Origin of the sequence: Shimia sp. SK013, from assembly GCF_001292625.1 — a bacterium.
Classification (GTDB): domain Bacteria; phylum Pseudomonadota; class Alphaproteobacteria; order Rhodobacterales; family Rhodobacteraceae; genus Shimia.
Genome location: NZ_LAJH01000011.1, coordinates 65,138 through 78,681 on the forward strand (window position 1 = coordinate 65,138; position 13,544 = coordinate 78,681).

13 protein-coding genes are annotated in these 13,544 nt (G+C 54.2%); 5 read left to right on the forward strand and 8 right to left on the reverse strand.

All coding sequences use genetic code 11. From position 1 onward, the window contains the following. The first annotated feature begins 19 nt into the window (after positions 1-19). Positions 20-802 (forward strand): hypothetical protein, encoded by a 783-nt coding sequence (locus tag SHIM_RS08570; protein WP_152926496.1) that lies wholly within the window; start codon positions 20-22, stop codon positions 800-802. 8 nt (positions 803-810) lie between these two features. Here SHIM_RS08570 and SHIM_RS08575 read toward each other — a convergent pair whose 3' ends face one another. From SHIM_RS08575 to gap, 5 genes are all read right to left on the reverse strand, one after another. Beyond that, positions 811-1,572: a prephenate dehydrogenase gene (locus SHIM_RS08575; RefSeq protein ID WP_054002243.1), complete on the reverse strand. Its 762-nt coding sequence runs from the start codon at positions 1,570-1,572 to the stop codon at positions 811-813. A 196-nt stretch (positions 1,573-1,768) separates the two neighbouring features. Further along, a complete protein-coding gene (locus SHIM_RS08580; RefSeq protein ID WP_054002244.1) occupies positions 1,769-2,968 on the reverse strand; it encodes a multidrug effflux MFS transporter in 1,200 nt (399 codons plus the stop codon). A gap of 9 nt (positions 2,969-2,977) precedes the next feature. Beyond that, the gene (locus SHIM_RS08585; RefSeq protein ID WP_054002245.1) at positions 2,978-4,885 is read right to left on the reverse strand and encodes an AsmA family protein; all 1,908 of its coding nucleotides are present in this window, start codon (positions 4,883-4,885) and stop codon (positions 2,978-2,980) included. Between the two features lie 100 nt (positions 4,886-4,985). Beyond that, positions 4,986-5,129 (reverse strand): hypothetical protein, encoded by a 144-nt coding sequence (locus SHIM_RS08590; RefSeq protein WP_054002246.1) that lies wholly within the window; start codon positions 5,127-5,129, stop codon positions 4,986-4,988. A gap of 88 nt (positions 5,130-5,217) precedes the next feature. Beyond that, the gene (gene gap, locus SHIM_RS08595) at positions 5,218-6,216 is read right to left on the reverse strand and encodes a type I glyceraldehyde-3-phosphate dehydrogenase (protein WP_054002247.1); all 999 of its coding nucleotides are present in this window, start codon (positions 6,214-6,216) and stop codon (positions 5,218-5,220) included. 594 nt (positions 6,217-6,810) lie between these two features. On the opposite strand from gap, the gene SHIM_RS08600 reads away from it, so the two are divergent. From SHIM_RS08600 to SHIM_RS08610, 3 genes are all read left to right on the forward strand, one after another. Then, positions 6,811-7,119: a hypothetical protein gene (locus SHIM_RS08600; protein WP_152926497.1), complete on the forward strand. Its 309-nt coding sequence runs from the start codon at positions 6,811-6,813 to the stop codon at positions 7,117-7,119. A gap of 495 nt (positions 7,120-7,614) precedes the next feature. Next, positions 7,615-8,073, forward strand: coding sequence for a (2Fe-2S)-binding protein (locus SHIM_RS08605; RefSeq protein ID WP_054002249.1), 459 nt, complete (start codon positions 7,615-7,617; stop codon positions 8,071-8,073). Positions 8,074-8,076: 3 nt separating this feature from the next. Continuing rightward, positions 8,077-10,317 carry a xanthine dehydrogenase family protein molybdopterin-binding subunit gene (locus tag SHIM_RS08610; protein WP_054002250.1) on the forward strand — a complete coding sequence of 747 codons (2,241 nt, stop codon included), beginning with the start codon at positions 8,077-8,079 and terminating at the stop codon, positions 10,315-10,317. Positions 10,318-10,376: 59 nt separating this feature from the next. Here SHIM_RS08610 and SHIM_RS08615 read toward each other — a convergent pair whose 3' ends face one another. After that, the gene (locus tag SHIM_RS08615; RefSeq protein WP_054002251.1) at positions 10,377-11,141 is read right to left on the reverse strand and encodes an enoyl-CoA hydratase/isomerase family protein; all 765 of its coding nucleotides are present in this window, start codon (positions 11,139-11,141) and stop codon (positions 10,377-10,379) included. 202 nt (positions 11,142-11,343) lie between these two features. Between SHIM_RS08615 and SHIM_RS08620 the strand changes: the two genes are divergently transcribed. After that, entirely contained in the window at positions 11,344-11,730 is a 387-nt protein-coding gene (locus SHIM_RS08620; protein WP_054002252.1) for a response regulator, read from the forward strand. 5 nt (positions 11,731-11,735) lie between these two features. Here SHIM_RS08620 and SHIM_RS08625 read toward each other — a convergent pair whose 3' ends face one another. Next, entirely contained in the window at positions 11,736-12,074 is a 339-nt protein-coding gene (locus SHIM_RS08625; protein ID WP_054002253.1) for an Hpt domain-containing protein, read from the reverse strand. An 18-nt stretch (positions 12,075-12,092) separates the two neighbouring features. After that, the gene (locus SHIM_RS08630) at positions 12,093-13,529 is read right to left on the reverse strand and encodes a sensor histidine kinase (protein ID WP_152926498.1); all 1,437 of its coding nucleotides are present in this window, start codon (positions 13,527-13,529) and stop codon (positions 12,093-12,095) included. Between the last annotated feature and the right edge of the window lie 15 nt (positions 13,530-13,544).

A 13,544-nucleotide genomic window follows, 5' to 3' on the forward strand; every position in this document is an offset into this window, starting at 1 on the left:
AGCCCCAAGGAGTTGAACCTTGGGGCTTTTTTGTGCGCAATACTCAAGAGTACCCGGATTTGAGGAGGCGTCGTTGCTTGGCATTCTGACCGTCAACGAAATCTTGACCCTAACGATCATCAGTACGGCCCACATTGGCGCTGTTCGGGTGTTTCGAGCCTATCCCGGAACGTCCAGATGGCTCTTGGACTTCTCGTCAGGGCTGGGACTCGGCTATGCATTTCTGTACTTGTTGCCAAAGATTGGCATCATGACGACAAGCATTCGGTCGCGTGCGCCCGATGTGCACGTGTTGATAGAGCATCAGCTTTACTTTTTTATGCTGTTTGGTTTTTTGATGTACTATCTTGTTGAATTCAAAAGGCATTCTTCCAAACCGTCTCGGTTTGGTTTGATGCTGAATTTGCTGTCGTTTACGGTCTATAGCGCGCTTCTCGGAGCTACAGTCGTGCACTTAAATCAAGATGTGCAAGGCGTGTATATTACTTCGGCCGTCGTGTTCACATTGCACCTATTCGGTGTGAATAAATTCCTGTTTCGCATGTATTCGGACCGGTTTGAAACATGGATGCGTTGGGTCTTTGTGCTGGCATTGTTTGCTGGCGGATATGCCGGCACCCGGATCGAAGTCTATAGCCCGTCGCATTCGGTGGCTACTGCGCTGGTTGGCGGCATTATAATAATCCTGTCGGTGCGTTTGAAATTACCGGCGCGTTCTAAGGTCAACACGCAGGCGTTCTTGTTCGGTGTGGCGACGGCAATTGGTGCGGTGATCGTTTTCACGCAGAAAGGGTCTTTCTGAGTTTGGCGTCACCTGACCTCAAATTGGGACCGCAAGACATCTGCTTTTTTGAAAAAGGCATCACGTACGTCGGCCGAGAAAGGGTTTGCAGTCTCTATGGCGTGTAGCACCGTCGGCGGGTCGTCCTTGACCATGCCGATGGCCTCGCGAAGCAGGTCGAAGCTCACAGTGGTCATCTGGTCAGGAAGAGGCCCGAAGTCGTTTAAAACTTTGGCGATCAGATGGGTGAGACCCTGCACCATGGCGGCATCTCTGTCGTGAGCCTCTGGGGTCGTGAGGATGACCTCCAAGCCAAGTAAACGAAGAAACTTGGTAACAACGCCTGTTCGCGATCCACGCAAAGGGCAAAGGGCAATTTTGCAGTTTCGGATACCAGTTTGAGCAGATTGCGGCCCAAACAGAGGGTGGGTGCCGAGAATGTGTACGGTTTCTGGCAGATGATCAGCCATAATCTGCATCGGGCTGATCTTGACGCTACCGACATCCAGGACCAATGCACCGCTACGCAGATGTGGGGCGATGCGTTCGCAGAGTTGGGCAAGACGTGCAACCGGCACCGCAAGCACAACAACATCGCACCGGGCCGTTTCATCGAGTTCGCGCATCGGCAACGCGCGCCCGTCATCCAGCACCGCACCAACGTAAGCCGGATCACATACGGTGATCTCAAAATGGGCCGCCAATTCACGGGCGACAAGTTTGCCAAACGCGCCAAACCCAAAAAGGCCAAGCGTCTGTGTGCGGCGGGTGGAAGAGGGGATCTGGTCCACGGGCGTATCCTTTCAAAGACCGCGCCAGCGGGAACCGAATATTTAAGATGCCTCTGATGCAACCCCCGCGACGCGGCGAGTGTGCATGTTTAATGCCCCGCCACCTATGTGGACGAGGAGTAATAGTCGAAAGCGGTGAGGCGTGTCGGTTTCATGCAGGTTTGGTGCCACGGGCGGTGCGCGCGGTCAAGTGGCATCACTCAGGTAGCGGATCTTGGATGTCGACCCAGCGCACATAGAGCCCAGCGAATAAGGATAGTAGCACGCATGCCAGTATCAGCAGCAAAAGAACGACGGCACCTGTTTCCGGTGAAAGAATCGCACCTGTGAAGGACGTTAGGATCGCGCCTCCGGCCACGGCCATCGCTCCGGAAAGGCCAGCAGCGCTACCTGAAAGTTGTGGGCGTACCGACATGACACCGCTATTGGCCGACGGAATGGTCAGGCCATTGCCCAAACCAACCAGAGTGATCGCGCCAAAATAGCTGATCGGGTACATAAGCCCGGTTGCCAAAAACGCCAGGCCAAGCATTGGTCCACAAGCAGCCACGAGGCGACCGGCGATAACCATTTTGACCAGGGGTACTCGGCTGGAAAATCTACCTGACAAAAAGCTTCCTACAGCAAAACCACAAGTGATGATGCCTACACTTGCACCGACTTCCGCGGGGGTCAGATCGAAGATTGCGCCGCCCACTAATGCAGCGCCGGTGATATAGATGTAGAATGCGCCCAATGAGAACGTGAGGCAAAACGCATAGCCCCAAAACCGACGAGATCGCAGCAGTTCAGGATACGTTCGGAATTGATCTCTGATAGTGGCGCTGCGGTTCCGGTTGGTTTCCCCCATATCGGCCCAAGCCAACCACCACAGAAGGAAGCCGCCAACAACAAAAAAGATGAATGTCGCACGCCAACCATAAAGTTGATCGAGGATGCCGCCCAGAACCGGTCCGGTCATGGGGGCGATAGCCATGGCCATTGAAATATAGCCCAGAAGGCTGGCGGCTTTTTGAGGGGAGTGTTGGTCTCGCACTGCAGCGCGAGACAGCGCCATGCCGGATATGAGCGCACCCTGAAGCAGGCGAAAGCCGAGAAAAACCCAGATGTCTGTAGCCAGCAAGCAGCCAATGGAGGCGAAACTAAAGATGCCCAGACCAGATAGCATTACCGGGCGTCGTCCGAAACGATCGGAAAGTGGTCCCATTATGATTTGCAGAACGGCAGTGATGGCGAGGTAGCCGGCAATCGACAAATTCGCCATCGCATAGTCGACCTGAAAGTCAGCGGCTATATGCGTCAGCGATGGCAGAAACATATTGAGCGACAACACAGAAAACGCGGTGAGCAGGATCAGAGTTGTCAGGCTGGGAGGTGTGGTGGCAGCGCGGAACATGGCCCGTGGTTAATCTCCGCCAAGCAGTTTTAACAGCCCCTTCTTTGCATCCTCTTCAAGTTTCTTTTTGACGGCGTCCTCTGTCGATTGGTTCTCTTCTGCAGTAACGCCTAGTTCTTTGGCCAATTTGTCTTGGGCCTTTTGCTCTAGAGCTTTGCGTTCCTCATCCAAGTTTTGTTTGATGACCTGATCCATGTCGGGCGCAATGCTGGGATCGTCCCAACTTCCTTCAATTTTGACCGGAACAATCAAAAGCGGCGCGTCATCACCACGGATTTGTGGGGAAACTATGTAGTTGATTGTGCGCAGGCCAAGGCCAATGGTGCCAGATCCGGTGGCGGCAAGACGGGGCAGTTCCATGAGCAAGTCCTCGTTGCGCATCACCCCCTTCAATATGGTCCACGTGGCCGTCATGTTGTCAAAAACTGTGGTACCCCCGGTGATGTCACCCCGCAAAAGCTTGTCCAAATCGATGCCTTCGATTGTGCCGCGGCCAACAGTCACCGATCCTTCCCCTTTGAGTGAATTCATGATGGCAAACAGTGATTGACCTGAGCCAAGCACGGAGGTTTTCAGGTCTGCCTTGCCGGTAAAACCGCCGAGGCCGGCGGTGGCAGAGAGAAAAGGTTGAAGCGCAATTTGAGCGACGTCCAAGTCGGCGCGCACCGACAATCCGTTGCGGTTGTTTGCAACAAATCGTCCCGTAATCGTGCCTTCAAAGGCGTGCAGTTCGCTCAGCTTCGCGACGGCTCGGGAGTTGTCGATGGTAACCGTAGCCCTTGTGCGACCTAGGTTATAATCGCCTAGGTCAACGGCCTCGGCGGCGAGGCTGATGGTGCCGTCGATCAAGCCTAGCGCGCTGGCATCAATTGCGGCTTTGGACCAGCTGGACCCTTTCGACGATACACCACCGCCCTCAGCGCTTTTGTCTGCAACCGACGGCGTAAGATCCAGCTTTTGCGCGGCAATTTGCGCCTTCACAACCGGCCTTGCGCCGCCCAAATCAACATCGGCCTGTGTTGTGATGACATTGCCAAATGCGGTTAAAGACCCTTTCCGCAGGCTAAGTTGCATGTCGCGGGTCAAGGTCACGTCACCGGTGAGGCTTGCTGGACCTTGCAGGGCGCCGGCAAGGCCGAGCGCCGCTAGGAAAGCATCTGCGTCTGGCAAATCAGCGGTTACTGTGCCTGCAGCTTCCGGAGCGAGACCGGCTCGACCCTGAAAGTGCACTGTGCCCTTGGCGGCAGTGAGCACGGCGGTCAACTCGCTGAGCGACCCCGACAACAGCGAATCCAAGTCAACCACGGTCGCGTCTATGTTTACCGCTGATTTGGCTGGCTGCGCCGAAATGGTGATTTGGGCCGGGGCGGATCGGTCCGCCCATGCCAAGATGACACCCAGCCGGGTGATTTCAGTCGGGGTTTCACCCTCGACAAGTAGCCGCAGACGGGCGTCGCGTACAACCATGTTTTCAGGAGCAAACCCGTCCAGTGTTGAGACAGCGGTTGGATCGCTTTCGACGGCGCCGGAGGATGGTGTAATATCCCAGTTCGCATGGCCGTCAGCGGTTTTCTCGAGCAAGATATCCGGTCCGATCAATTCAATTTTTTTGACACGAATATTGCCGGTGAGCGCCGCAAGGACATCTACGCCAATGGCGGCTTTTTGTGCCGAAAACATCGGCCCATTCTCAGACCAAGGGGCGTTTCCAAAGGTTACCTTACCGGTGGAGACCCCCAAAGTTGGATACCAGCTAATGCCGACGTCGCCTTCGAAGGTGAGGTCACGACCGGTTGCGGCCTTGACCTGATCCGCGGCAATGGCTGCGATCTTCTCACCCGGCAGGATCGCGATCAAAGCAATCAGCCCGAGGACTACGGCGACGGTTACGGTAAGAAGAATTCGGATGATGCGCATTTTGCACCTCTTTGCTGCTCGACCTCAGCCTAGCGGCTTGGAGTGGCGCGGCGCAATGGGGCAGGATGGGGAAAACGCCCATGTGCGGCTCAGAAAGAGATTAACGCCAGAACGCGACCCATTCGATCAATTCAAAGAACTTGCGCACTATGACTAGAGTGGCGTCGCCGCCGTTGAAAACGACATCCACGCCCAGCCCGGTGAGGATCAGTAAAACCAAAAACACGGCGATGGGATTTGTCATGACGTGAAAACGCCCCTGCATTGGATAGTCAGCTATGTATGCCTGACCACCTGCAGAGGCGCAAGAATTTGCGTACTAATTTGAGGGATTAGATACGCCCCATCTTGGAGGCGACATCCGCCATTCGAGCCGAAAACCCCCACTCGTTGTCATACCATGCCAACACACGCACCAAACGGCCACCGATCACTTTGGTCTGGTCGGCTGCAAAAGTAGAGCTTTCGGTGGTGTGATTGAAATCAACCGATACAAGCGGCAGGTCATTATAACCCAACACGCCTTTCATCTCGCCGGCCGCCGCCTCGGCCATGACAGCGTTAACGTCGTCCAGTGTTACGTCCTTGGAGGCAGTGAAGGTCAGGTCGACAGCGGAGACGTTCGGGGTCGGAACTCGGATGGCGGAGCCGTCGAGCTTGCCTTTCAGTTCCGGCAGCACTTCACCCAAAGCTTTGGCGGCACCGGTCGAGGTCGGGATCATCGACATTGCGGCTGCGCGGGCGCGATACAGGTCGCTGTGGCGGCGATCCAATGTCGGCTGGTCGCCGGTATAGGCGTGAATCGTGGTCATGATGCCTTGCTCGATACCAAAGGCGTTGTTCAGCACCTTTGCCACGGGGGCGAGGCAGTTGGTGGTGCAGGACCCATTGGAGATCATATTGTCATTAGCTTCGAGCGTGTCGTCGTTCACACCAAAGACGATCGTTTTTTGAACGTTCTTGGCCGGGGCCGAGATTAGCACCTTTTTGGCGCCGCGCTCTAGGTGCTTGCGCGCTTTCTCACCGTCGTTGAAATTTCCGGTGCATTCCAAAACGACATCAACACCGTCCCAGTCGAGTTCGTCCATGTCATAAGTCGAATACATGCGCATCGGCCCTTGGCCGACGTCCATTGTTCCGTTGCCAGCAATAACTTCGTTACGGAACCGGCCGTGTACGCTGTCGTATCGGATCAGATGCGCCGCCGTTTCCAGAGGGCCCGTTGCATTTACCTTGATGACGCGGACGTCCTGCCGTGCCTCTTCTGCGATGTGCATGAGGGTCGAACGGCCAATACGGCCAAATCCGTTGATACCTACAGTGACGGTCATCCTGCTCTCCTGACGCTCGGGATCTTCGGTTGGGTTGTGTTTCCTATAGGGAACTAGGGTGCGTGCCGAAAGGTAAGATAGTGTGAAAAATCCATATGTTAGCGATAAATCCGACCGTTGCCGCCAACGGTAACGCTAACAGTTCGCGGTCCGCCGGTGGAATTCATGTCGTCAGCGTGCGATTGCGCGGCTCTGTTGCCATTGGACGCAAATTTGATTCGCAAATTTGGCCGTGGGTTTAAGCAGTTTTGAAGAGCCAGCGAGTTTGTTGACCTTAAAGAGAGTTTACTTTGTGAAATCGGCGTTAAGTTGATCGCGACTGCGGGCGATGTCGCTGGCGTATGGTCAGAGCAGTCATTGGATTAGTTATATGAGCTTTCAAAAGATGGGTTGTTGGATTTTTGGGGCAGCTTTGACGATCGCTGCGATGGGTCCAGGTTCCGAGCTCAACGCGCAGCAGGGCGGATCGGCCTCCTATTTTGGACAAGATGCACGTCCAAACAGATATCTGCCTGACGCGCGGCAGTTAAAACGCGGAGAGCTCGTCTATAGTTTGGATCAGGCGTGGTTGCCAATGCGGGCATCACAACGCAAATGTACGCTACATTGACCGCTCACTGGGGCGTGTCTGACAAGTGGCAGATCAGCGCCAACGTGGTGTCTCTTTATGGACTAAGTAGCACCGCGCGCGGTTTGTTGTCTACGAACGGTGTGGGAACAGTCGGGGTCAATGCGCGATATCAAATTGGTGAATACGGTGATTGGGGTGTATCCCTTCTCGGTGCAATTGAATACGTCGACTGGCAAGTTCGCGTGCCTGTAGGCGGGCGCACATTGACTGGCGCTCCGGCAGGGTCTCTGCACTTGCCGGTCACCTACAAGGCCTCAAAACGGTCGCCTTGACTGGGTCGCTGTCCTATTCGGTTTTAGGACAATTTGGCAACGGTGGTGCTGATATCGAAAAAATACTGGGGGCTGGATTGGGGATCGAAGTGACCCCAGCTGGGCCGCTGAGCTTGTTTGTGTCTGTAAATCACCCGATCGAGGGGGAAAACCGCCTGCTCTCAAGCGGGCGATTGGCCAAAGGAACAGTTTGGGCGGTGGGCGCGCGCGTCCATTTTGCAAAGGTTAGGCAGCTGATCTTTCTGTTTCCAATGGCAACCATGGCTCGCCGAGTACAGGCATCATATGATCCATGTCGGGTGACGTCGTGTTGGTGTCGCTTGGGGTGTCCAAAAAGTTTTCAAAATAGGAATACTTCCCGCGAGGCGGTACCTCAGAATGGTGGACGTGTCACAAACTGCATGAGGTTTGGCACAATCTGCGAGTGGAAATTCGGATCGACTGGACTACCTTGGAACTAACGCAACAGGATCTAGGTTTTCGGGAGGCAGAAATATGCAACTGATCGTGGACGGGAAACGCCACGAGGTGGATGTCGAAGACGACATGCCACTTCTGTGGGTTTTGAGAGATGAATTAAACATCAAAGCTGTAAAATACGGTTGCGGTGTCGCGGCTTGCGGTGCGTGCACGGTGCATATTGACGGGGTCGCCGTACGCTCTTGTCAAACCTCTGTCTCCGATGTGGACGGCGAAGTGACAACTATCAACGGTCTTGGTACGCCTGAAGCGATGCACGCTGTTCAAGAAGCCTGGGTCGAGCATCAAGTAGCTCAATGCGGATACTGTCAGTCTGGCCAAATTATGCAGGCCGCGTCTTTGTTGTCGGACAAGCCGAGCCCATCAGACGAAGACATTGATGATGCGATGTCCGGCAATTTGTGCCGGTGTGGGACCTATCCTCGCATCCGAGCTGCAGTGAAAACTGCGGCCGTAAAGCTGCAGGAGGGCTAGGGTATGAGTAAAGTCGGAAAAATCGCACGTCGCACGTTTTTGATTGGCGCAGCAGCCGTGGCCGGTGGCGTCGCTTTTGGCGTCTACAAAGTCCGCACTCCGTTTAACAATCCATTGGAAAACGACCTTGCGGATGGATCTGCAACTTTTAATCCATGGGTGATAATCGATAGTGAAAAAGTCACGTTGATAGGACCACACGGCGACAAAGGGCAGGGGATTGCCCATGCGCAAGCCGCGCTTATTGCCGAAGAACTCGACATTGAATTCGGGCAGTTTGAAACCAGTTTTGGCAAGCCCGACAAAGCCTATTGGAACCGCGCAATGGCTGATGATGGCGTGCCATTCATGTTCACTGACAAGAGCTTTTCTGCTGAGAGCATGCGCACAGTCATGGGCGGACTGCTAAAGCTCTTAGGCATGCAGGGCACGGGCGGATCAAGTTCGATCCCAGACAGTTTTGTCAAATTGCGGGAGGCCGGTGCGATGGCCCGCGAAACACTGAAATTGGCTGCGTCCAATGTCAGTGGTGTTCCTGTCAGGGACTTAAAGACCGCAAATGGCGCTGTTCTTTTGCCTGATGGTACCGAGATTGCATACACCGCATTGGCAGGTGAAGCCGCCAAGTTAGACCCCGTTCGCGAAATCAAACTGCGTGAGCCGAGCGAATGGCGCCTTATCGGGAAGCCGATGCAACGACTTGATATTGTTTCGAAATCAACTGGCACAATGGATTATGGCATCGATATCGATATCGAGGGCGCAGTCCATGCGGCGGTTGTCTGCAATCCACGTCAGGGCGGTGCATTGAACAGCTATGATGCCGATACTGCCTCGAAAATGCGTGGCGTTCAAAAAATCGTCGACGTGACAGGCGGCGTAGCCGTAGTCGCTGATAACACATGGCGCGCTATTCAAGCGGCTCAGGCCATCGACTTTGACTGGGGCCCTGCGCCTTATCCTGCCGAGCAGGATGACCATTGGGCGGAGGTGGCGGCGTCATTTGTCGAGGATCGGTTGGACAAGGAGTGGCGTAACGAAGGCGATGTGGACCAAGCTTTGGCAGGCGGAAAGGCTGTCGACGTAGAGTACCGAGTTCCTTACGTAGCGCATGCACCGCTTGAGCCGCTGAACGCGACCGTTTTGGTGGAAGACAACAAAGTGACGGTGTGGACCGGTCATCAAGTGCCGCGCATGTTGCAGCAGCAAGTGGCAGCGGTCACCGGGCACGCTCCGGAACAAGTTGATTTTTACAACCAGTTCATGGGCGGCAGCTTTGGTCATCGACTTGAATTCGAGCATGTGAAACTGGCGGCTGAAGTTGCCAATCAGATGCGCGGCACTCCGGTCAAATTGACTTATTCTCGTGAAGAAGATTTTGCACACGACTTCCCGCGCCACATCGGCATGGCCAGAGGCAGCGGTGCGGTGCAGGACGGCAAAGTGGTTGCGGTGGACTTGGCGGTCGCCATGCCATCAGTGATCAACTCGCAAATGGGTCGTGCTGGCTTGTCAGTTCCTGGACCGGACACTCAGATTTCCGCAGGTGCATGGAACAACCCATACTCCATACCCAACAACCGCATGCGTGCCTATCGCGTGCCTGAGTTGGCGCCAACGTCAAGTTGGCGGTCCGTTGGAGCTTCGGCTGGCGGGTTCTTCTTTGACAGCTTGCTCGATGAATTGATCTATGAGGCCGGCGCAGATCCTTTGGCGGAACGCATCCGTCTAATGCAACACGACGTAAGCCGTAAGGTTCTTGAAGCAGTTGGAGAAATGTCCAATTGGGGCAGCACATTGCCTGCAAACACTGGCCGTGGTGTGGCCTTCGTCGAAAGCTTCGGTGTGCCGACTGCGGAGGTGATTGAAGTCTCCAATACAGATAACGGTATTCGGATCAACAAGGTTTGGGTCGCGGCGGATGTTGGAACAGTGGTGGATCCCGTCAACTTTGAGAACCTTGTCCAAGGTGGCGTCATCTTTGGTCTTGGTCACGCAATGAACAGCGAGATCACCTATTCCGACGGAATGGCGGAACAGGCGAACTACTGGGATGCTGAGGGCATGCGAATGAGCCAATGCCCTGAGATTTTTGTCAAAGGTCTGGAAAATAATCCAAGCGTGCGCGGGATTGGTGAACCCCCGGTACCGCCAGCGGCCCCTGCGTTGGCCAATGCGATCTTCGCGGCCACGGGTCAGCGGATCCGCGAACTGCCGCTCTATAACCACATTGATTTTGTGTGAGTTTGAAGCACTAGAAGACCCCCGCCGCCAGAAGGTTGCGGGGGCTTTTTTTGTCCAGTTTAGACAGCCTTGAAATTCGGTGGGCGTTTTTCAAAAAACGCTGCTCGGCCTTCTTTGGCGTTTTCACTGTCCAGCAGACCGGGTTGAACATCACGTTCATAGTCAATCGCGCGATCTAGACGACCGGAATCAAAAGCTTTTATGGCTTGTAGTGCTCCCGGGGCAAGGGTTTCGATGTGGTCCGCCAATTTCAGCGCCTCTGTCACCGACTGACCGTCCTCGCAAAGCGTGTCTACCATCCCATAGTCGTTTCCGTCTTCGGCACTGACTGGTTTGGCGTAGAGCATGATTTGACGCGCGCGGGCTTGGCCAACACGGGCGGGAAGGGAACCCAGTAGGCCGTAATCGGGCATCAAACCAATTTTCGGAAAAGCCGACATGAAACGCGCGGATTTACCCGCAATCACAGTGTCGCACAGCATCGCCAATGCAAAGCCTGCACCTGCGGCCCACCCCTCCACTGCAGCGATGACTGGGACGGAGGCGCCGGTAACCTGATTGGCCAGATGTTTGACATGCTCAAAGTTAATCCGCTTCAAACGCTGAGGGGCGTCCATGGTCGATATGTCTCCACCGGACGAAAAATTTCCTCCGGCGCCCGTGAGAACGATTGCGCGTAGGTTAGGGTCGGCTTCCGCATTTTCCAGAGCTTCGCTCAGGGCCTTGCGTGTTCCGGCACCAATTGGGTTTAGTCGCGCTGGGTCGTTAAGGGTAAGCACAAGGGCATTGCCCTGTCGCTTTTGCAGGATCGGATTCTCGGTCATGGGGGCTCCTCTCAGTTGCGAAGAGGTTATGCGGTGAAAACGCCAAGGCAAAGGTGCGTAAAAGGCGTGAACGTCACGTTACAAAGGTTAAGTGCGCAGGGCAGAATGGTCACAGAGGTTTCGGGAACTTGCGCGTTGACCTTTAATAATAGGGGGGCTGAGGGTATGGTTGCTCTGGGATGGAGCAATAGGGCGTAAGCCAATGGGTGATCTTCGTAAGATTTTGCACGTCGAGGACGATCCCGATATTCGGGAAATTGCCTATTTGGCATTGGCTGAACTTGGTGGGTTCGAAGTTTTGCAATGTGCCAGCGGAATGGAAGCAATTGAAAAGGCAGAGGCATTCTTGCCTGACGTCTTTTTGTTGGACATGATGATGCCTGGTATGACCGGTGTCGAAACTATTGTAGCTATCCGAGCGCAGACGTCCTTAGTCGAGGTGCCTGCAATTTTTATGACGTCCAAAAACATCGCAACTGAACATCAAGATGAAATCAGGACGCTGGCGGTTGGCGCCATTCAAAAGCCTTTCGATCCGGTTGCATTACCTGATCAGATTAGGTCGATGGTGGCAAAAAGCGCGACTTAGCCGCGTCAATCAAGTGATGAGACACGCCTAAGTTCTTCCGCGAGTAGATCCGCTGCAACAAGAATTTCGTAGAAAGACTCTTCATCCGGACGACGCTTGCGAGCCTGATCAACCATAGCCTCAGCAGCCTCGGCTCGACTACCAAGCGCGGCCATTCCATATGTCGCCGATATCCCAGCCAATTTGTGTGTCGCGACAAAAAGGTCTTCGTAAACTTTCTGGTTGGGGCCAGACTCCATCAACGCTGTGACCATGTCCTCGATCTCGGCTTCGCGTTGGGGAAGCGTAGCCAGAAAATTCTGGCGCAGTTTTGCGAATTTTTCTTGATGCTCTTGAGGAAACACTGTGAAAGCCCTTGGTCGTTAATCGGTGTTTTCGCCGTGTGAAGGCGGGAATGTCACGTAAAAGCAGGTACCTTCACCTGGTGCACTTTCGAAATCAATTTCTGCGTCATGGTCATCGACAATTTGGCGCACGATAGACAATCCCAAACCAGTGCCGTCAAAGTCCCGGCGATCCGAGTTATCGACTTGCGAAAACTTCTCAAACACCAGATCACGCGCGTCGTCGGGGATGCCAATGCCGAAGTCGCGCACCGTCAGAACTGGATGGTCGTCATCAAGGCTGGCGCTTAGTTCGATGTAGGATCCGCGGTGAGAAAACTTCACGGCGTTGGATAAAAGGTTGTCCAGAACCTGCATCATACGTTCATGATCTGCTCGGATGGTGATGGGACGCTTGGGGCTGGCGACACGGATCACAGTTTCAAACTGATCTGCATACGGCGCAACGGACTGCGCAGCTTCCTCAATCAGTTCGCCAAGATCAATCGCCGAGAAGAAGTAGGTCATTTTGTGCGCCTCCATCTTCTGAATGTCGAGAAGGTCGTTAATCAACTTGCTGAGGCGTTGGCTGTTTTTGTGGGCTATATCAAGCATTCGTGCCGCGCTGTCAGGGTTTTTCACCAAATCGGTTTCGCGTAAAAGAGTAAGCGAGCCGTTGATCGACGTCAGAGGAGTGCGCAATTCATGGCTCACTACCGAAACGAACTGGGATTTGACCTCATAGCTTTCTTGTGCCCGGTCCCGCTCTGCACGCAACTCGTCCAATTGATCCAGGCCTTTTTGATAGAGCCTTAAGAAAATGACCGAGCATTCCAACACAAAGTACAAGACAAACAACGCGGTAGCGAAGTGCAACCACGCTGTGGATTGATACGAAGTGTGCTCGTTCCAAATATCTGCACCTGGAATGAAGATGAACAGGCCGCCATAGATCACCAATCGCACCGCCAGAACTTGCGGCAATTGGTGGTTGTTAACGGCTGCAAACAAACCGGCAGCAAATAGGAAGAATAGTGAGGAAAAATGTTCTGTTGGCCCTTCGAGCTTGGCAATCAATAAGGTGAAAACCGCCACCGCCAGCGAACTCAGAGTGTTAGAGAAGAACAGCCATTTCAACAGTGCAATGCTGTGCCGGAACGAGTGATCTTTGCGGTTGATGACGCGCAAGGAAATGAAGCTATCAAATAGATCTGTGGCCTGACAAAGTAGATAACACAGCACTGCAATCGGTATCGAATAGTAGAAACCGCAGAGGATTGCCGCGCCAGCGTAAATCCCTTGTCGTTGCCAGAAAAGAGCCAGGCCGCCGCTGGAAAAATCATGCATTTGCTTCTTGAGGCGACGTGCTTCTTCAACCGAGATACGGGCGGAAGGAAACATCGTCCGGAACCGACGGGACCAACGAAAAGCCCAGACTCTCATCCAGTTGTAAGTTCCTTTTTTGCCGTCAATCATCAGCGTTCCCACAGT